This window comes from Nocardia yunnanensis (assembly GCF_003626895.1).
GTDB lineage: Bacteria > Actinomycetota > Actinomycetes > Mycobacteriales > Mycobacteriaceae > Nocardia > Nocardia yunnanensis.
In genome coordinates this window covers 3,973,194-3,992,211 of the sequence record NZ_CP032568.1, presented here as the reverse complement: position 1 = coordinate 3,992,211, position 19,018 = coordinate 3,973,194, and the positions used below count along the sequence as shown (strand labels likewise).

The 19,018-nt window shown below is 67.9% G+C and carries 21 protein-coding genes; 6 read left to right on the top strand and 15 right to left on the bottom strand.

Translation table 11 applies throughout. The features are described 5' to 3' along the window. Nucleotides 1–58 precede the first annotated feature (58 nt). The 6 genes from D7D52_RS18695 to cysD form a co-directional block, all read right to left on the bottom strand. Nucleotides 59–1,414, bottom strand: a complete 1,356-nt coding sequence (locus tag D7D52_RS18695; RefSeq protein WP_246023147.1) for a TIGR03118 family protein — start codon at nt 1,412–1,414, stop codon at nt 59–61. A gap of 79 nt (nt 1,415–1,493) precedes the next feature. Continuing rightward, nucleotides 1,494–2,630 (bottom strand): sulfotransferase family protein, encoded by a 1,137-nt coding sequence (locus tag D7D52_RS18690; protein WP_120738154.1) that lies wholly within the window; start codon nt 2,628–2,630, stop codon nt 1,494–1,496. A gap of 19 nt (nt 2,631–2,649) precedes the next feature. Continuing rightward, a complete protein-coding gene (locus D7D52_RS18685) occupies nt 2,650–3,447 on the bottom strand; it encodes an SDR family oxidoreductase (RefSeq protein ID WP_120738152.1) in 798 nt (265 codons plus the stop codon). After that, nucleotides 3,444–4,640 carry a hypothetical protein gene (locus D7D52_RS18680; protein ID WP_120738150.1) on the bottom strand — a complete coding sequence of 399 codons (1,197 nt, stop codon included), beginning with the start codon at nt 4,638–4,640 and terminating at the stop codon, nt 3,444–3,446. The genes D7D52_RS18685 and D7D52_RS18680 overlap by 4 nt, the downstream gene beginning before the upstream one ends. After that, nucleotides 4,640–6,502 carry an adenylyl-sulfate kinase gene (gene cysC, locus D7D52_RS18675; protein WP_120738148.1) on the bottom strand — a complete coding sequence of 621 codons (1,863 nt, stop codon included), beginning with the start codon at nt 6,500–6,502 and terminating at the stop codon, nt 4,640–4,642. The genes D7D52_RS18680 and cysC overlap by 1 nt, the downstream gene beginning before the upstream one ends. After that, nucleotides 6,502–7,407: a sulfate adenylyltransferase subunit CysD gene (cysD, locus tag D7D52_RS18670; protein ID WP_120738146.1), complete on the bottom strand. Its 906-nt coding sequence runs from the start codon at nt 7,405–7,407 to the stop codon at nt 6,502–6,504. Before cysD ends, cysC begins: the two co-directional genes overlap by 1 nt. Nucleotides 7,408–7,645: 238 nt before the next feature. On the opposite strand from cysD, the gene D7D52_RS18665 reads away from it, so the two are divergent. Beyond that, the gene (locus D7D52_RS18665) at nt 7,646–8,557 is read left to right on the top strand and encodes a helix-turn-helix domain-containing protein (protein WP_246023146.1); all 912 of its coding nucleotides are present in this window, start codon (nt 7,646–7,648) and stop codon (nt 8,555–8,557) included. A gap of 23 nt (nt 8,558–8,580) precedes the next feature. Here the strand turns inward: D7D52_RS18665 and crcB are convergent, their stop codons facing one another. From crcB to D7D52_RS18645, 4 genes are all read right to left on the bottom strand, one after another. Continuing rightward, complete coding sequence (gene crcB, locus D7D52_RS18660; RefSeq protein ID WP_120738144.1) at nt 8,581–8,943, bottom strand: fluoride efflux transporter CrcB; 363 nt, start codon at nt 8,941–8,943, stop codon at nt 8,581–8,583. After that, nucleotides 8,940–9,455, bottom strand: coding sequence for a fluoride efflux transporter FluC (locus tag D7D52_RS18655; RefSeq protein ID WP_342775177.1), 516 nt, complete (start codon nt 9,453–9,455; stop codon nt 8,940–8,942). Before D7D52_RS18655 ends, crcB begins: the two co-directional genes overlap by 4 nt. Before the next feature lie 161 nt (nt 9,456–9,616). Then, a complete protein-coding gene (locus D7D52_RS18650) occupies nt 9,617–10,789 on the bottom strand; it encodes an FAD-dependent monooxygenase (RefSeq protein ID WP_120738142.1) in 1,173 nt (390 codons plus the stop codon). Nucleotides 10,790–10,897: 108 nt separating this feature from the next. Continuing rightward, nucleotides 10,898–11,491 carry an MmyB family transcriptional regulator gene (locus D7D52_RS18645; RefSeq protein WP_246023145.1) on the bottom strand — a complete coding sequence of 198 codons (594 nt, stop codon included), beginning with the start codon at nt 11,489–11,491 and terminating at the stop codon, nt 10,898–10,900. Here D7D52_RS18645 and D7D52_RS39905 point away from each other — a divergent pair. Continuing rightward, nucleotides 11,411–11,686, top strand: a complete 276-nt coding sequence (locus tag D7D52_RS39905; protein WP_281279228.1) for an SDR family NAD(P)-dependent oxidoreductase — start codon at nt 11,411–11,413, stop codon at nt 11,684–11,686. The two genes, D7D52_RS18645 and D7D52_RS39905, sit on opposite strands and share 81 nt — an antisense overlap. Continuing rightward, nucleotides 11,656–12,081, top strand: coding sequence for an SDR family NAD(P)-dependent oxidoreductase (locus D7D52_RS39900; RefSeq protein WP_281279113.1), 426 nt, complete (start codon nt 11,656–11,658; stop codon nt 12,079–12,081). The genes D7D52_RS39905 and D7D52_RS39900 overlap by 31 nt, the downstream gene beginning before the upstream one ends. A 3-nt stretch (nt 12,082–12,084) precedes the next feature. On the opposite strand, the gene D7D52_RS18635 is transcribed toward D7D52_RS39900, so the two are convergent. Then, the gene (locus D7D52_RS18635; protein ID WP_120738138.1) at nt 12,085–12,615 is read right to left on the bottom strand and encodes an NUDIX domain-containing protein; all 531 of its coding nucleotides are present in this window, start codon (nt 12,613–12,615) and stop codon (nt 12,085–12,087) included. Nucleotides 12,616–12,788: 173 nt separating this feature from the next. On the opposite strand from D7D52_RS18635, the gene D7D52_RS18630 reads away from it, so the two are divergent. Then, complete coding sequence (locus D7D52_RS18630; protein WP_120738136.1) at nt 12,789–13,172, top strand: hypothetical protein; 384 nt, start codon at nt 12,789–12,791, stop codon at nt 13,170–13,172. A 74-nt stretch (nt 13,173–13,246) separates the two neighbouring features. On the opposite strand, the gene D7D52_RS18625 is transcribed toward D7D52_RS18630, so the two are convergent. After that, nucleotides 13,247–13,801 carry a riboflavin biosynthesis intermediates N-glycosidase gene (locus tag D7D52_RS18625; protein WP_246023144.1) on the bottom strand — a complete coding sequence of 185 codons (555 nt, stop codon included), beginning with the start codon at nt 13,799–13,801 and terminating at the stop codon, nt 13,247–13,249. Nucleotides 13,802–13,932: 131 nt separating this feature from the next. Next, a complete protein-coding gene (locus D7D52_RS18620) occupies nt 13,933–15,108 on the bottom strand; it encodes a DUF1444 domain-containing protein (protein WP_120738132.1) in 1,176 nt (391 codons plus the stop codon). 166 nt (nt 15,109–15,274) lie between these two features. Here D7D52_RS18620 and D7D52_RS18615 point away from each other — a divergent pair, with 166 nt between their 5' ends. After that, nucleotides 15,275–16,534 (top strand): FAD-binding oxidoreductase, encoded by a 1,260-nt coding sequence (locus D7D52_RS18615; protein WP_120738130.1) that lies wholly within the window; start codon nt 15,275–15,277, stop codon nt 16,532–16,534. Nucleotides 16,535–16,689: 155 nt separating this feature from the next. Then, nucleotides 16,690–17,484, top strand: a complete 795-nt coding sequence (locus tag D7D52_RS18610; protein ID WP_162958399.1) for an SDR family NAD(P)-dependent oxidoreductase — start codon at nt 16,690–16,692, stop codon at nt 17,482–17,484. 80 nt (nt 17,485–17,564) lie between these two features. Here D7D52_RS18610 and D7D52_RS18605 read toward each other — a convergent pair whose 3' ends face one another. Further along, on the bottom strand, nt 17,565–17,981 hold the full coding sequence (locus D7D52_RS18605) for a cytochrome c oxidase subunit 4 (RefSeq protein WP_120738126.1): 417 nt from the start codon (nt 17,979–17,981) through the stop codon (nt 17,565–17,567). Nucleotides 17,982–17,993: 12 nt separating this feature from the next. Continuing rightward, nucleotides 17,994–19,007, bottom strand: coding sequence for an aa3-type cytochrome oxidase subunit II (gene ctaC, locus D7D52_RS18600; protein ID WP_246024018.1), 1,014 nt, complete (start codon nt 19,005–19,007; stop codon nt 17,994–17,996). Between the last annotated feature and the right edge of the window lie 11 nt (nt 19,008–19,018).

Below are 19,018 nucleotides of genomic sequence, written 5' to 3'. Positions count from 1 at the left end.
GCGGCATGTGACACGGGCCCCGAGCTGGAAAGTGCTCGGGGCCCGGGGAATGTTGGGGTTACTTCAGGCGGAGGCTGCCGAAGAGGCCGTCTTTTTCGTCATTGGGGCCGGCGGTGAAGTAGAGGGCGTTGGCGTCGCCGAGGCTTTCGCCATTGCCGAACATCAGGCCCCACAGGCCCTCGATGCCGAGCGGCTTGCCGTCGGTGTCGCGCAGGTAGTCGACGAACTTGCCGGTCTGGTCGTCGAGGGCCAGGATGCGGCCCGCGCCGCCGAAGTTGCCGATCAGCAGCTTGCCCGAGAGCGGGCCGAAGTTCTGCGGGGCGACGGTGACCGCCCACGGCGCGTTGAGGCGACCGTCGGCGTCGAGGGTGCGAACCAGCTTGCCGTTCTTGTCGAATTCCGCGACCTGGCCCTTCTTGGGCCGGTACCCGGCGGCCTTCTCCTGGTCCTTGTCGGCCTTGTCCTCCTCACCCTTCTTCAGGGTGTTGGGGTCGCCGTCCTTGGGCTGGGTGAGGGCGTAGGTGACGAAGACGCGGTCGCCGACGGTGGCGACATTGAAGGGGGCCGGGTCGCCGATCTCGAGCTTCTTGCCCTTCGAGGCATCGGCCGGGTCGATGGCGTCGCCGGTGGCGAAGGGATTGGCGAAACCGGTGGTGGGCACCAGCTTCCAGTCCTTGTCGAAGGTGCGGATCTGCGGATCCTTGCCGAAGTCGGCGGCCAGCAGCTTGGTGCCGGAGGGATCCATGGCCAGGCCCTTGAAGCCCATTCCCTGTGCGGTGCCGTCGAATTCGACGACGGCCGGGCCGTCGTGGCGCACGATGGCGCCGCCCGCGCCCTGCTCGGTCCAGCCGGAGATCTTGCCGGAGTCGGTGGCGAAGACGAATCGCGCCGAGCCGGTGAGCTTCTCGTCCTTGCCGTCGTAGCTGACCGGCTGATCCTTGACCACGAACAGGTCGGAGGTGATCGGCGCCGGGTTGAAGATGACGCCGGTGGTCTTGCCCTCGGAGTCGTCACCGTCGTCGTCCGGAATCGAGTCCGCGCCCGGAATGGTGACCAGCTTCAGCGGATCCTGGAACATCTTCTGGTACTTGGCATCCGGCGACTGCGTGACGTCCCCGACGTACTGGAACGAGTACCCGCCCGCCCCGACCCAGAAGTGCCCGCCGGCGCCCTTCGGCCGATCGGCGATGCCCCACGCGTTGATGAACTTCGGATCGGTGAACTGCGCCTTGTCCGACTCCTTGTTGGAGGCGATATTGACCTGGGCGTAGTGATTGCCGTCGAGCGCCTTCACGTCGTCGTTGTTCGACTTCGTATTGCCGCATGCCGCCGCCATGACCAGCGCCGCCCCCAATGCCGAGATCCGCAGCAGGGTGGTGCGCACCGGCGGCATACCGCTCGAGCGTCCGTTCATCTTCAGGTCCTTCTTCCCACGAAACGCCCAGGTGCGGCGTTAGGTGATGCTAACCATAGCTGGAAGGACCGGCAGGGTGTTAGGTGACCCTGAATTCCGCTCTGACCTGGTCTTCTGTCAAGCCGTAGTCGGACAGCGAATAGCGGTGGGCCGGCTTACGGTCGCCGGACTTGCTCTCCTCGTCCAGGGCGGTCATGGCCGACCGCGCCGCATCGGTGTAGTCGAGCCCGAAGGTGGAGTAGATCTTCTCGACGGTGGCGAAGGGGTCGGCGCGCAGTTCGTCGAATTCGATGTCGAGGAACTGGTCGGGGTTGTAGCGGGCGCGGGCGGCGGTGAACTCGCGCAGGCCGCGCGACCACAGCTCCAGCTGCGTCGAGCCGATCTTCTCGCCGACGAAGGTGGTGGACCAGCCCTGGGTGGTGGCCTCCGACAGGCTGCACGAGGAACCCACGATGGTGACCGGGTCGCGGTGGGTCTGGATGATCAGCGCGTCGGGGTAGACGGCCATGAGCGCGTCGAGGGCGAACAGGTGGCTGGGGTTCTTGAGGATCCAGCGGCGCTCGTCGCCCAGGCCGATGAGCTGGAGGTTCTTCTTGTGCCGGGTGTAGGCGTCGGTCCAGTCCTGCTTGCGCAGCCACTCCGAATAGGTCGGCAGGTAGGCCAGCGATTCGTAGGACACCGATTTCACCGTCTGCCGCAACAACTGCCAGCATTCCTCGGGTTCGGCGGCGGTCATGTAGTGCAGGCCCATGTATTCCGGATTCTCGATCCGGTGCTGGGCGAAGCCCTTGTCGACGGCCTGGTAGACGGGATTGTCGGCCCAGGTGTCACGCGGCGGGCGCGGCTGCGGGAAGTCGGCCAGCCACATTTCGAGGGCCTGGTGCTGCGGGTCGGCGGCCAGCAGCCGGTGCAGGGCGGTGGTGCCGGTGCGCGGCAGGCCGGTCACGAAAATCGGCCTGGTGACGCGGGTTTCGGTGTAGGCCGGGTTGGCGGCCCAGGCGGCTTCGCTCAACGCGCGGGCGACGAGCGCGCCGCGCAGGAAGTAGCGGCTCATCTTGGAGCCGAGTTCGGTGAGCCCGGCATCGCGCTGGTAGGACTCCAGCAGCACCCCGAGCGCCTCGAGGTAGTCGTCGGCCCCGAAGTCGGTGAGGCCGCACACTTTCGACGCCGAGTGGTGCAGATCCTCGACGGTGCCGACGTTGGTACGTCCGGTCATGGTGGGTGAAACTCCTTGCTCAGACGTGGTATTCGCCGCAGTTGACGTCGAGGGTCTGCCCGGTGATGGCATTGGCCCAGGGCGAGGTGAGGAACACGATGGTCTGCGCGATCTCGTCGGGCAGCGGCAGCCGCTTGAGATCGGACTTGGACGCGGTCTGCTGGTAGACCTGCTCCTCGGTGATGCCGTACTTCTTGGCGATCTCGCCGAAGTACCACTCGAGCTGGTCGGTCCAGATGTATCCGGGCAGCACGCTGTTGACTCGAATCCCCTTCTCCCCCAGCTCCGTCGCGAGCGTCTGTGACAGAGCCAGCAAGGCGGCCTTGGCGACCTTGTAGCTGCCGTAGCGGGGTTCGGAGTGCCGCAGCACCATGGAGTTGACCATGACCACCGAGCCCTTGGTCTCGGCCAGCGCATCGGTGAACGCCTGCGTCATGCGCAGATTGCCGAGCACGGTCAGATCCACGCTCTCGCGAATCTGCTCGAAGTCGGTGCGCGCCAACGGCTTCATCGACGGCACCTTGAACGCGTTGTTGACCAGGGCATCGACTCGCCCGAACGTCTCGAGGGTCTGCTTGGCCAAATTCTGAACCGTCGCCTCATCGGTGATATCGGTGGGCACACAGAGCGTTTCGGCCCCACCCTCGGCGGCGATCTCCTCCGCGACTTCCTTCAACCGCGATTCGGTCCGCGCGGCCAGCACGACCTTGGCCCCGGCCGCGGCGGCCTCCAGTGCGATGGAGCGTCCCAAACCGGGCCCGATACCGCTGACCACGACGACCTTGTCGGCCAGCAGCCCCGTCTTCAGACGGCTCATCCCAGCATCCTTTCCGCGAAGCCTCGCTGGCGAGCAGCGATTCGTTCACGCCAGCCGGCTTCGTCGATCCGATTGTGTTCGAAGTTGGGCAGTTGTTCAGCCACTTTGTCGAAAGGCACGAGCTCGATGGTCGGCCCGTCTTCCGGGGTCATCGCCCGATCCACCCGCTGCCAGCGGAACTGGAGGATCCCCAGCTTGCGCCCGGTGGTCTCGATCCAATTCGCCACGCCCGGATTCCGCGCCGACACGACCATGCGGATCATCCCGTCCGGATCCACCTGCGCCTGCCGATGATTCAGCGACGTCTGGTGATTGACGTAGTCGAGCGAGATGTACCAGCGGCTGCCGAGCTGGAAACCCTGATACGGCGCATCGGATTTCGGCACGGTGATGATCAGCGCCTGATCGTCCTCGAGTTCGAAATGCCCCACCGAGGAGTACTGGGTGCTCAACCCGCCCGGGGTCAGCCGCGGTTCGGTCAGCGTATTGACCGGCAGGTTCAGATAGAACCATTTCGGAAAGTTGAACCAGGTGTGCACCCGGGTCAACAGCATCCGCCCCGCCGCCCGATACCGCTTGCGCAGCTGCTCCACGCCCGTCTCGACCGGCGCGGTCCCGATGGTGTCGACCCGCTCGATGCGAATCGTGCCCTTGCGCTCGGCATTCCAGTCGCCGTACACCTCGCGCACCGCCAGCATGGACGCACCCTCGGGCAGCACGAAGTAATTCGGCCCCGGATTCTCCTTCGGCGGCCCGAAGCGCAGTTGATAGCTACCGTCCTCGTCGATCCGCAACCGCCGGTCGTCGAACGCGTCGTCACCATTGGGCACATCCGAGGCGGTGTAATCGCCCTTCAGCACTTGGAAACTCAGATCGACGGTGCTGCCGCGCACCCCGGTGAGCAGATACTCCGCGCCCGCCTCGACATTGGCGCTGTAGTACAGCGTGTCGGGATTATCCAGGCCCATCTTGGTGTACGGCCCGGTCGCCGTCACCAGGTACGGGTGCGAGGTCCCGTGCGCCCGAGACAGTTGCAGCACCGCCGCGATCCCGGCCTGCAAATAGTCGTAGCCCTCCGCCAGATCGTGCGGGTCCCGAATGAAATCGGCGCCGGCGATGAGCTTCTCCGCCTCCGCGACCGCCGCGAGAAACGGCTCGGTCAACGGCAGTTCGGCCTTGTCGATGTCTGTCATCAGTGTTCAGCGATCCCTAGTGATTCTCGAATTCGATGGGCGATCTCGGCCGGCGTCCCGTCCGAGGGGGTGATGGTCACATCGGCGAACTCCGGCCGCTCGTACGGTGAACTGACACCGGTGAATTCGGGTAGCTCCCCCGAACGCGCCTTCTTGTACAGGCCCTTCGGGTCACGCAGTTCGCATTCCTCGAGCGGCGTGTCCACGAACACCTCGCGGAACGGCAGGTTCCGCCCGTCGTGCAGCTTGCGCGCCTCCCGCCGTTCGGCGCGGAACGGGCTGATGAGCGACACGATGGCGACCACGCCCGCATCCGCGAACAGCGCCGCCACCTCCGAGACGCGGCGAATGTTCTCGCGCCGATCCTCGTCGGTGAAGCCGAGGTTCTTGTTCAGCCCGTGCCGCAGGTTGTCGCCGTCGAGCAGGTAGGCGGGCTGTCCCGAGGCGATCAGCTGCCGCTCCAATTCCACGGCGATGGTGGACTTCCCGGAGCCCGACAGCCCGGTCAGCCACACGGTCGCGCCGGTGCTGAGCCGCTGCCCGCGTTCCACGGCGGAGCTGTGCCACACCACATTCGACGCCTTGTGCTCGACCCGCGGTGCGCCCGTGGAACGCCCGGTGATCATGCCCGCCGCGACGGTCTGATTGGTCTGCTCGTCGATGAGGATGAGGCTGCCGGTGGCCCGGTTCTCCCGATAGGGGTCGAACAGCAGCGCCTGCCGACTCTTGAGCGTGATGCGCCCGATGTCGTTGAGCCCCAGCGCTTCCGCGTCGGTCTGCCGATGCAGCGTATTGACGTCGAGCCGGTAGTCCAGCTCCGTCACCTCGACCTTGGAGGTCTGCGTGGCGGTCCGAATGGAGTACTCGCTACCGGCCCGCAGCCGCGTATCGTCGGAGAACCAGCACACCATGGCGTCGAGTTCCCGATCGGTGTGCGGCTGATTGCCGGGCCGCGCGAGCATATCCCCACGGCCGATGTCGATTTCGTCGTCCAGGGTCAGCGACACCGCCATCCCGGTGAACGCCTCCTCGACCTTCCCGCCGCCGGGCGCCCAGATCTGGCTGACCTTGCTGGTGCGTCCCGAGGGCAGCACCACCACCTCGTCGCCCGGCTTGAAGATGCCGCCCGCCACGGTGCCCGCGTAACTGCGCTGGGTCTCGCCGTGCGGCCGGATCACGTACTGCACGGGCAGCCGGTTGTCGATGAGGTTGCGGTCCGAGGCCACGTGCACCTCCTCGAGATGCCGCAGCAGCGGCGGCCCCGGATACCAGCCGGCGCTGCGCTCGGAGGGCTCCACCACATTGTCGCCGTGCAGCGCCGACACCGGGACGAAGCTGAGATCGCCGACATCCAGCTTGGTGGCGAAATCCGCGAATTCCGAACGGATCTCCTCGAATCGCTGCTCGGACCAGCCGACCAGATCCATCTTGTTCACGCACAGCACCAGGTGCCCGACCCCCAGCAGCGAGGACAGGAAGGCGTGGCGGCGGGTCTGCTCGGACACGCCCTTGCGCGCGTCGACCAGGATCAGTGCGAGATCCGCGGTGGACGCGCCGGTCACCATGTTGCGCGTGTACTGCACGTGCCCGGGGGTGTCGGCGATGATGAATTTCCTTCGCGGCGTGGCGAAGTAGCGGTACGCGACATCGATGGTGATGCCCTGCTCGCGTTCGGCGCGCAGGCCGTCGGTCACCAGCGACAGATCCGGTCCGTCCCCGCCGCGCGACAGGCTCGCCCGCTCGATGGCGTCGAGCTGATCGGTGAACAGGCTCTTGGAGTCGAACAGCAGCCGCCCGATGAGCGTCGACTTGCCGTCGTCCACGCTGCCCGCGGTGGCCAGCCGTAACAGGTTGCGGCGCATCAGAAGTAGCCCTCTCGCTTGCGATCTTCCATGCCGGACTCGGAGATGCGGTCGTCGGCGCGGGTGGCGCCGCGCTCGGTCAGGCGGGTGGCGGCGGTCTCGGCGATCACCTCGGCCGGATCGGCGGCCTCGGATTCGACACAACCGGTGCAGTCGGCGTCACCGAGCGTGCGGAAGCGCACGGTCGCCTCGAACCGTCGCTCGCCGGGACCGAAGTCCAGGAATCGGTTCTCCGCCAACAGCATTCCGTCCCGTGCGACCACGGTGCGCCGGTGTGCGTAGTACAGCGACGGCAACTCCACCTCGGCCTGGCCGATGTACTCCCAGATATCGAGTTCGGTCCAGTTCGACAGCGGGAACACCCGGATGTGCTCGCCCTTGCGGTGGCGGCCGTTGTAGAGGTTCCACACCTCGGGCCGCTGCGCGCGCGGCTCCCACGCGCCGTACTCGTCGCGGAAGCTGAACACCCGCTCCTTGGCGCGCGCCTTCTCCTCGTCGCGGCGCGCCCCGCCGAACACCGCATCGAAGCGGTGCTCGCGAATGGTGCGCAGCAAGGTGGTGGTCTGCAGGCGGTTTCGGGTCTCGCCCGGCCGTTCGGTCACCCGGCCGGCGTCGATATCGTCCTGCACGCTGCCGACCAGCAGCTGCGCGCCCAGCCTGGCGACCGTGCGGTCCCGGAAGTCGATGACCTCGTCGAAATTGCGTCCGGTATCGATGTGCAGCAGCGGGAACGGCAGCGGCGCGGGCCAGAACGCCCGCCGCGCCAGCTCCAGCATGACCGCCGAATCCTTACCCCCGGAGAACAGCAGCACCGGCCGCTCGAAGGTGGCCGCCACCTCCCGGATGATGTGCACCGATTCCGCCTCCAAGGCGTTCAGGTGCGACAGCTCGTATCCCGTGCGCATCTCTCAACCCACTCGCCGCGTCGCCGACCCGTGCTGCCCGAAGGCTTGCAGTGTCGAATATTCGACGCTATTGTTCGATAATGTGACACCGACGATAGGTCGGCACCCCCGCGACGGTCAATACCCGCGCGGCGAATTCCGTGTATCCCCATTACTCCGATGCGTCCGGCCGATACCCCGACCGATACGATTTCCCCGACCGCCCGGACCGCCGGGACCGCCACCAGCAGGGATCGAGTTGCCTGAATCCACCACCGCCCCAGCGGCTTCCGAGCCGGGTACGGCGACCGAACCGGCGACCGGCGCCGCCTCGCCGCCGACGCATCGCGTGGTGCGGGCGATCGAACTGCTGTCCCGGCATCCCGGCGAGCGCCTGTCGCTGGCCCGCATCGTGCGCGCCACCGGCATGTCCCGCGCCACCGCCCACGCCGTGCTCACCCAGCTCACCGCCGACGGCTGGACGGTGCGCGACGGCGACGGAAACTACAGTCTCGGACTGGGTTTGCTGACCGTGGCCCGCCGCGCCGACACCGCCTTCCCGCTGCGCCGGCTGGCCCTCGACACCCTGCACGGTCTCGCCGCCGACCAGCGCGTACCGGTCTTCCTGGCCGAGCGCGAGCACGACGCCATCGTCATCACCGAGGTGATCGGCACGCCGTCGGTGCCGTGGATCCGTCCGGCCCGCCGCATGCCGGTCGCGCCGCCGGTCTGCCGCGAATTCGTCGCCTGGGCGCCGGAATCCGAGCGCGCCGCCTGGCTGGCCGCCGCCGATCCGCTGCATCGTCCCCGCCTGACCGCGGTCCTGGACGCCATCGCCGCGCGCGGCTACTCCGTCGAGCGTCTCGCCGACGAATCCGCCCCCATGCTCGAGGCGCTGGCGGCGCTGCGGCACTCCCCCGTCACCGATCCGCTGCGGCAACGTCTTTCGGCCATGATCGCCGACCTCATCACCATCGACTACCTGCCCGACGAGCTGACCGACCGCAATGCCGTCGTCTCGATCGCCGCCCCGGTCTTCGCCGCCGACGGCACGGTGGTCGCGTCCATCGTGACCTGCCCCGACACCAACCTCTCCGCGGCCCGCCTGCGCGATCTAGCCGACGCCACCGTGGCCGCCGCGACCACGGTCACCGCCACCCAGCGCGCCTGAATCCGCTGCTGCCGGTGCGGCTTTCAGGCGGTCAGGGCGTGGACCGCCGTGTAGGCCAGCAAGGTCGCGCCCAGGCCCGCGACGAGACTGGTGACGATATTGAGCGCCGCGTAGAGATAGGTCCGCTGCTCGGCGAGCCGGACCGTTTCGTAGCTGAAGGTGCTGTAGGTGGTCAGCGCGCCACAGAAACCGGTGCCCACCAGCATCATCCACGGGGTGGACAGTGCCGCGCCGGAGATGCCGCCCAGCAACAGGCAGCCCGCGAGATTGACCGTGAAAGTGCCCCACGGGAATACGCTGTCGTGCCGGGTCTGCACGGCCCGGTCGGTCAGATAGCGCAGTGGCGCACCGATCATGGCGCCCAGGGTGATCAGCACGACGGTCATGCCCGCCCCCGCCCCGGACGCCGCGTCGCCGCGTGGGCCCAGCGGGTGAACCGCACCGCGATCAGGGTTGCCGAGAGCGCGCACAGCAGGGTGAGCCCGAAGTAGACGAACGCGGTGACGATGGTGCCCGGCGTCAGCAGGGCACGGATGTCGTTGGCGTAGGTGGAGAAGGTGGTGAACCCGCCGAGCACGCCGACCCCGAGGAACGGCCGGACCAGCGGGTGCGCCGACCACAGCTCGGTCACCAGCACCATGAGCACGCCGATCAGGAAACAGCCGAGGACATTGGTGAGGAAGGTGGCCCACGGGAATCCGCCGGGCGGGGTGGGCCACAGCCGCGCCAGCCCGTAGCGGGCCAGCGCGCCGAGCGCGCCGCCGAGCGCGATCACCACCAGGATCGCGCCGTGCGAGCGCGCCAGTTCCGTCCGATGCGCGGGCTCGTGCAGATCGATGTCCGAGTCGACGGGTTCTCCCCGCTCGGCTCTGCCCGACGTGGTCAGCTCACCGGTCACAGACGTCTCCTACTCCATACCGTCGCAACGGATTATTGGGGTAGGGACTGTTGGTGGCGACGCCACGGTTGTCCGGACCAGGTCCGGAGCGGCGAGCCCCACCGCCGCAATGCCGTTCAGGGTAGTCGGTATCCGGCGGTCGGCGCATCCCGGGGGGACGGTCAGCGGTTGGCCAGTTCCGACAGCTGGTAGGCGAGCTTGCGGCGGACGGCCGGCACGCGAGTGGCGGTGCCGATCAGCAGGTTGCGGACCAGACGGGCGGGCCGGGGACGCAGGGTCGCCATGCGGGTCACGCGGTCGGTGAACTTCACAACGCCCAGGGCGACGGGGCGGCGCGTGGTCTCGTACTCGTCGAGGATGTCGGCGGGGGCGCCGTCGACCACCGTGGCCAGCAGTCGGCCGAGCAGGGCCGCGTCCTGGATGCCGGTGTTCATGCCCTGGCCGCCGGCGGGGCTGTGCACGTGGGCGGCGTCGCCCGCGAGCAGGATGCGCCCGGCCCGGTAGCGGTCGGCGACCCGGTGATGCACGCGGAAGCGCGAGCTCCACACGATCTCCTCGACGCGGGCGTGCGCGCCGGGGCGGCGGGCGTCGACGAGCGCCTGCACGTAGGCGAGATCCTGATGTTCGGGCGCGTCGGCGACGGTCGCGACGATGCGGTAGCGGTCGGGCCGCGGGTCGGGCAGCGGCGCGACCACGGTGACGCCCTCGGGCGACAGGTGCAGCGACACCTCGTCGCGCGCGTCCGGCCAGTTCATGCGGACGTCGGCCAGGACGAAGGATTCCGGGTAGGTGGCGCCGGTGAAGCCGATGCGGGCGGCCTCGCGGACCTTGCTGTGCATGCCGTCCGCGCCGATGACCCACTGTGCGCGAACGGAATTCGGGGTGCCGTCGGCATCGGTGTACTCGACGGTGACACCGTCGGCGTCCTGGGTGACCGCGGTGACCTCGGTGTGCCGGTACACCTGCGCGCCCGCTTTCTCCAAGCGCGCCAACAGGATCGCCTCGGTGGACTCCTGGCCGATCATCACGGTGTACGGGTACTTGGTGGGCAGGCCCGCGAAGGAGACGCGCGCCAGGGCGCGATCACCGTCGTACATGACGAACTTCGGCACCACCAGGCCGTGTTCGTGCAATTGCTCGGTGACGCCGAGGCTTTCGAGCACCTCGAGGGTGCGGGCGTGCACGACCACCGCGCGGGAGGCGTTGGCGCCCTCGGCCAGTTTGTCGAGCAGCACCACGTCGACGCCCGCGTCGGCCAGGGCGATGCCGGCGGTCATTCCGGCGGGTCCGGCACCCACGATGACGACCGAGGCGGTGGCGGGGACGGTGTTCATGGCGACTCCCGAAACTCTGCCAACATTTGTTGGCCAACGTCTGTTGAGATAGACGATACGAACCGGTCGCAGCCATGTCAACGGTTGTTGGCCAACACTTGATGACGATCAGGGTTCGGTGGCCGCCGCCAGCGATTGGAAGACGCTCGCCGTCCGGGTGTGCGGCGGCGCGCAGTAAACGATCACCCGCTGATCGGTGTCGGAGATGTGCAGCACCTGGCAGCGGAAATCCAACGGACCCAGCTCCGGATGCCGGAAGTGCTTGCGATGGGTCCGCCGCACCTCCACCTCGTGCGCGCCCCACATGGCCGCGAAGCGCTTGGAGGTGCCGAGCAATTCGGTGATCAGCGCCGACAATCCCGGATGCCCCGGATAGCGCGCATAGGCGGCGCGCAGATCCGCGATCACCGAGCGCGCGAAATCGCGGGTGTCGGCATCGGACCACTGCGGATGATCGGCCGCCTCCCGAAACATCCAGCGCACCATATTGCGTTCGTGCCCGGGCACGGAATCGAGCTCACCGAGAAAGGGGACCGCCGCCCGATTCCAGGCCAGCACCTCGTAGGTGGCGTCCACCACGTACGCCGGCGTCGCGAGACTGTCGAGAATGGTACGAACCTCCTGCGGCACAGTGCTGTTCGGCCCGACGACAGCGGGCAGGCGGCCGCCGACAAACTGCGCGCCGAGGGAGCCGACGCCCACTTCCTCCGCCTCGACGTGACCGACGAGGAATCCATCGCCGCGGCGGCCGGCCGAATCGAAACCGACTTCGGGCAACTCGACGTACTGGTCAACAACGCGGCGATATCCGGCGGCCTCGAAGGCGACGGCAAGCCCTCCTCCGGCTCGCTCGCCACCCTGCGAAGGTGTACGAGACCAATGTGTTCGGCCTGGTAGCCGTCACCAATGCCCTGCTCCCGCTGCTGCGCCGATCCGAGGCGGCCCGCATCGTCAACGTCTCCAGCGAGGTCGGCTCCCTGTCCGCCCGCACCAACCCGGACAGTCCGATGTCCCAGATGGTCTCGGCCATCCCCTACACCTCTTCCAAAACCGCGGTCAACATGGTGACGGTCCTCTACGCGCAAGAACTCCGCGACACCCCCATCAAGGTCAACGCCGCCAACCCCGGCTACACCGCCACGGACCTCAACGCCCACACCGGTTTCCGCACCCCCGAACAGGGCGCCGAACCCACCGTCCACCTCGCCACCCTCCCCGCAGACGGCCCCACCGGCACCTTCTGGGGCTACCTCTGGGGCGCCGACCACGACTACGGCCCCCTCCCCTGGTGACGCCTATCCCCGCCGTTCGTACAGCAACAGCAGCGAATAGGCGGCGACGGTCTGTGCGTCGACGATCCGGCCGTCGGCGATCATGGCCTCGAATTCGGCGCGGGTGAACCATGCGGAATCCATGTCCATTTCCGAGGGTTCGCGCTCGGGCGGGCCCGGAGTGAGGTCGGTGGCGAGAACGACGTGGCCGTATTGGGTGGTGGTGGCCGGGGCGGGCGCGACCTTGCCGAGGACGGTGAGGTGGGCGGCGCGCAGGCCGGTCTCTTCGCGTAACTCCTGGCGGGCCACCGCGATCGGGTCGAATTCACCGGACGCCACCGAGCCGCCGGGGAACTCCCAGCAGCGGCGGCGCAGGGGGTAGCGGTATTGCTCGACCAGGTGGAAGCGCTCGCCGTCCCAGGGGATCACGATGGCGAAGTCGGATTTCTCGAGGTAGGCGTAGATCGATTCCACGCCGTCGATGCGGCGAACGGTGTCCTCCCGCAGCGTGATCCACCGATTCGTGTACAGCTCACGACTTCGCAGCGTCTCCATCCCCCGATCCTGCCTGACGTCGGCCCGCCGGGGCCGCAGGTGGTGTCAGCGCGAATGCCAGGGCGACGTCAGGCAGCTGTCAGCGCGACCGGCGACAGTAGGTACATCGAACGAAGCACCCGGATCACCAAGGATCCGGTTGCCGCACAACACCTTTCGAAGGAGCAGCTGCCATGTCGATCACCCTCACCGCCCAGGATCAGGCCACCGTCCGCACCGCCGCCTACGGCGCGATCTCCCTGCTGGCCGCCGCCAGCGCCAAGCCGCACCAGGTCGCCACCAACGGCAGCAAGGCCCTGATGACCGCCACCGGCCCGATCGGCCACGTCCTGGCCGCGAAGGTCAAGGACATCCACCTCTCCGGCAAGTCCACCGCCCAACTCGCCGACCAGGTCCTCCCCGCCCTCACCACCGCCATGACCGTCCTCACCCACCAGGACCCCGCCGAAGCCGCCAACTTCCGCACCACCGTCCTGATCGCCCTCGCCACCGACCACCCCACCCCCGCCACCACCGAAATGACCCGCAAAATCACCGCCGCCCTCGACGCCGCGTGAGATCAAGATCAGGGAGCTGTCAGCGAGGAATTCATCCGAATTTCCCGCAGTGACAGCTCCCTGATCTTGTTGGGTTACCGCGCGGGGGCGGGGGTGAGGGCGTGGCGGGCTTCCATGAGGGCGAAGCCCAGGAGGTTTTCGCCGCGCCAGTGGGAGGGGACTGCGGCGTGGGGGTGGTCGGCGGGAAGGCCGATGCCCCAGATGGTGTCTCGGGGGGCCGCTTCTACGAGGATTTTTTCCGTGGTGGCGAGGAGGAAGTCGCGCAAGGGGGTGTGCTGGCCGAATTTGGCGATGGAGCCGCGCAGGACGATGTCGAAGCGGTGGGCTTCCCAGGTGTCCTGGTCGAAGCCGGAGATGGCGCGGCCGAGGCGTTTGGCGTCGGCGGGGGTGTCGCTGGCGAGGATGCGGGTGCGCATGGGTTCGTCGCCGAACAGGCGGGCCTTCTCGGCCATCATGAAATGTTCGGCGCTGCCGTATGTTTGGCCGTCGACGGTGAACTCGATCGGCCACCATTGGCTGAGCACCCATTTCCCGATCTCGTGGCCGGGGGTGCGGGTGTGCCCCCAGAAGAAGAGGAACTCCGGTCTCGCACCGGCCGCCATGTCAGCTGTCAGCTGCGCCCTGTCCACGCCGCCAACCTAGCGGAAGCGGGTGGCGGGGTCGCGGGGATAGTTCGCCACGCCGCACCGACGCGCCGCGACAGCGTGGCCGCGCCGCGGGTCGCGGACCATCCGGCCGTCGACTTCGCGCCCGCGCGTGATCAACTCGACAGCGCGCGCAGGCGGTTCATGATCTCCGCCGGCGGATGCGCGTGCACGCGATAGCGGGGCGGGTCGTAGCCGGGGGTGCGTTCCAGCGCGACCAACCGCGCCACCTCCGCCCAGGCGACGCGGAACACATCGGCTCCCGCCACGAAGCAGAGATGATCGGCCTTGGGCAGCAGCACGGTCGCGCGATCGGGCCAGGAGGTCACGGTGGTCTCGGTGCCGTCGGGATCCCGCACGTGCACCAATTCCATGACCGCGCCGCCCTTCTCGCCGCGCAGCTGCTCGGCCTGCGCGCGATAGGCGCTCACCGCCAGGCCGATCTCGGCATGCCGGATGGCGCGATAGGCGGGGTGGTCCGGCCCCACCGGCAGCGGGATGGGATCGCCGTCGTCGTCGATGGTGTAGGGCACCGCCGACAGCGGCCGCTGCGCCGCCGCGTGCCGTTCCTCGGCCAATTCCTGCAGGCGCACCAGCGTTTCCGGCGTCGCCCCGAGCACCACGAACATGCCCAGATGCGCGGGCAGATACAGCAGCGGCCGAGTCCCGGTGCGCGTCCGAATCCCCGCCAGCCAGCCCGCCATCAACGGCAGCGACCCGACATAACTGGACCCGTCGTCGTCGGCGAACTCGAACACCCGCATCCCCGGCGCGGGTTCGAAGGCGTCGAGGGTGTTCATGGCCAGCTCGGTGAGATTGGCGTGGGCCACCGAGAACACCTCGTCGGCCTCCACACCCCAGCACGACAGATCCTGCCCGGTCACGAATTGCACCGCGGTCGGCAGATCGATGACCACCAGCTCCGACAGGAACGGCAGCGCGGGCCGGGCCAGCACCGGATCCCGTGCCCCGCGCACGGCGCCGTACCCGGTGCGCCGCAAGACCGGTCGCAGCTTGGGCGCCACCGCGTCCCAGCCCCGGGGCGCGTCGGGCGGCAGGATCAGGCTGTCGACCGACAGCAACAGCTCCGCGCTGATCTTGCCGCCGAACCGGCGATACAGCGTGTCCAGGTTCAGTTTCGCGGCGTACCCGTTCGCGAGCCGATACACGATCTCGTACGCCTCGGGATCGAAGCGCGCCGAGGCCACGGCGGCATTCCCGAGCACCCGATCCAAGATCTTCGCGCCGAACCGATTTCGCCCCGACCCGAACATTTCGCCCAGGAAACCCATGGAGCGACTCTACGCGCGTCCGGTGACCGCCGCCGCCCGCAAACTCCCAGGGAATCCGTGTGCCACAACCGGAAACGCGCTGTTCACGCGGTGTGCGCGCGGTGCCGGATCAGACGCCCGTCCAACTACGAGCACAATGCGCGTGACTATGGTTAGCTGTAGCGCCATGAGCACGCCCGTCTCCACCCACCCCGACGAATATCTGCCCCGCGATACCGCGGATGTGGTTCGGACCGTTCGGGATTCGCGACGTTCGACGAAACCGCTGATCATCCGGGGTGGGGAACGGCCGGACGAGGAGTTCGGGCTGCCGGATCAGGGCAGTGTGCTGAGCCTGCGCAAGATGAACCGGGTGCAGGTGGTGGACGCCGATGCCAGGACGGTGCGGGTGCAGGCGGGGGCGCGGCTGTCGGAGATCGATCGCACCCTGGGCGCGCACGGGCTCGGGCTGCCCATCGTCGGCGACCACCGGGACATCACGGCCGGCGGATTCGCGGCGGTGGGCGGGCTGTCGGCGGCGTCGCATCGCTTCGGCATGTTCAGCGACAATGTGGTCGAGCTCGAATACGTCGATCAGGACGGGCGTTTCGGCACCTGCGGCCGCACCCATCACGCGGAGCGGTTCCGCCGGATCCTGGGCGGCGGCGGGCGCACCGGAATCATCACCGCGCTCACCCTCGAGGTGACCGACGTGGACAAGGACCGCACCTGGCTCACCACCGACGCGCATCGGTTCCTGGATTTCGACACCTGGGTGGAGCACTCCTACCGCGAGATCCGCAATCCCGGTGATGCCATGCTGCAGGTGGGCCGCTGGGTGGACACCGCACCGCTGAAGGTAGCCCGACCGGTCGGTACCGGCACCGTACAGCTCGGCACCGTCCGCTTCGGCCAGTGGTCGAGCCTGCATCCCACCACCCCCAATCTGTCCCTGCGCGCCCGCCGCGAGGTCGGCGCGCGAGCGCGAAAGTCGCTGGGCGCCATCGCCGCCTCCGCCGGCGGCCGTGCCGGTATGCCGGTCCGCAATGCCGCCGCGGGCGCGCTCATGTTCGCTCCGAAGGTGCTGACACTGCGCGACGCGGAGTATCTGGCCGATACCGTCATCTCCTCCTCGGAGCGCGGACCCGCCTATCGTGTCTCGGTGTTCGCACCCCTGTCGACCTACACCCGGGTCTTCCACGGCCTGCACGATCTGTTCGCCGGACACCGCGAACGCACGGGCTGCTTCACCGTCATGTCGGCCATGACCTACGGCGTGCGCTCCCGCTACCTGCGCGAACTGGATGACGAGGACCACGCCTTCATCACGTTCACCTGTCGTTTGCGGCCGGCGGCGCTGCCGTCGGAACTGTTGCGGGACATCGTGTCCGGAATCGACGAGATCTGTCTTTCCGAACGCGCCCGCCGTTATGACCCGACCGAATAGAATGTGTTCCGCCACACCGCCGGCAATCGGTCAGCAGCCGAGATTTTCCGAACGGCACCGCTTTCCAGCACGCCGCGGGGCGGCGGTATCGGTGCTGTCGGCGGGGCATCGGTGCATGGTTCATGCTCAATCCTCGGATGAAGGTTGCCTGTCCCATGATCGATTTTCGTGCTGCCCGCCGCCCCCGCTCCGCCGCGCCGCTGCCCGGTGAGCTACCCATCGCGGGCAAACGCATCGTCGTCACCGACGCCGCCTCCGACATCGGCCGCGAGACGGCGCGATTACTCGGCTTCCACGGCGCGGAGGTGATCCTGGTGGCGCGCAACGGTTCTCAGCTCGTCGACGAGTGCGCCACCATCATCCAGGCCGGCGGTCAGGCGCACTGGTTCCGCTGCGACCTCTCGGCCCTCGGCGACGTGGATCAGCTGGTCGAATGGCTGCTCACCGAATTCGACGCCATCGACATCCTGGTCAACAACACCGGCCGCCCCACCCGCCGCCCCGTGCTGCAATCGCTGGACCGCTTCCGCGACTACCAGCGCACCATGGCCGCCTACTACTTCGGCCCGCTGCGCCTGACGCTGGGCCTGCTGCCCGCCATGCTCGCCGGCGGCTCCGGCCACGTCGTGAACGTCGGCCCGTGGAGCCCGGAAACCGCTGCGGCCCCGAACTTCTCCTCCTACGCCAGCGCCCAGGCTGCCTGGACCACCTTCGGTCAGTGCGCCGACGCCGAGCTCTCGCCGCGCGGCATCCACGTCACCACGGTCCAGTACCCGATCACCCACGCCGCCCCGGGCGGCGGGTTCGATCCGGCCGAGGCGGCCCGCGCCATCGAGACCGCGATCCGCACCCGCCAGCCCCAACTCCAGCCGCGTTTCCCGCGCGCCCTGCTGGGCCTGGCCTCGATGTCGCCGCGCACCACACGCCTGAAGCACGCCCTGGGCATCTGACGCCCGGCCCCCACCCGAACCCCCAAGCACAGCGAAGCGCCCCACCCGAATTCGGATGGGGCGCTTCGAAAACCGCTGTGTCAGTGCTTTTCCGGACCCAGGTGGTACTCGAACACCAGACCGGCCGCAGCGGCCAGGATGCAGACGACGCCGATCCCGATCAGCCACAGCTGGAAGAACGCGAAGCCCAGCGCGGTGATGGAGCCCGCACCCGCGAGCAGGATGGGCCAGAACGAGCCGGGCGAGAAGAAGCCCAGGTCGCCGGCGCCGTCGACGATCTCCGCCTCCTCGTAGTCCTCCGGGCGGAGGTCGAGGCGGCGGGCCACGAAGCGGAAGTAGGTGGCCACGATCAGGGCCAGGCCCGCCGACAGCACGATGGCGGTGGTGCCCGCCCACTCGACGCCGGTGCGGGAGCGGCCGGTGAAGTAGCCGTAGACCACGGCCACGATCACGAAGAAGACCGTGATCAGTTCGAAGATGCGAGCTTCGACCTTCATGTCAGTTCATCCTCACTTGGCGTCGGCGAGTTCGTTACCGCGCGCCTTGCGGTCGGTGTTGAACGGCTTGGTGGAAGTGGCCACCGGCGACTCGCCGATGCTGGCCAGGGCCTCACCATTGCCCGCGAGCGGGTTCTTGGTGCGGAAGTCCATGTACTGCTGGAACTTCGCGGGGGACACCACGCGGATCTCGAAGTTCATCATCGAGTGGAAGGTGCCGCACATCTCGGCGCAACGGCCGACGAACGCGCCTTCCTTCTCGATCTTGGTGATCTGGAAGACGTTGTCGGAGTTGTTCTGCTTCGGGTTGGGCATCACGTCGCGCTTGAACAGGAACTCCGGCACCCAGAACGAGTGGATGACGTCCGCGGCGGCCAGCTGGAACTCGATATTGCGACCCGACGGCAGGACCAGCACCGGGACCTCGTTGGAGGTGCCGACGGTCTCGATCTTGTCGTAGTGCAGGTACGAGATGTCGTTGGCGGGCAGGCCGTTGTTCGGGCCCGGCTGCGGGTGACCGTTCTTGGTCGCTTCCTTGTAGCGTTCCTGGGTCTCGGTGTTGACGTCCTGGCGCTCGTGGTCGACGCCGTCGAGGACGAACCGGTTGGCCTGGCCGTCGACGGCCATGTCCACGTGCTGGTAACCGAACTTCCAGTTCCACTGGTAGGCGGTCACATCGACGGTGACGTCCGGGTTGCCGACCTTCTCGTGCACGTAGTTCTGCACGACCACGGTGAAGTAGAACAGCACCGCGATGATCACGAACGGGATCGCGGTGTAGCTCAGCTCCAGCGGCACGTTGTAACCGGTCTGCCGCGGGAATTCCGGGGAGTCCGCCTTCTTGCGGTGGAACGCGATGGTCCAGAAGGTCAGGCCCCAGACTAGGACACCCATCGCCAGCGCGGCGAGCACGGACCAGGTCCACAGCTCGCGCATCTTGGTGGCCTGCGGCGTGATGCCCGAGGGCCAGCCGAATCGAAGCCAAACGTTGTCGATCGAGCAGCCGGAGACGAGCATCGCGGTCATCCCCAAGGACA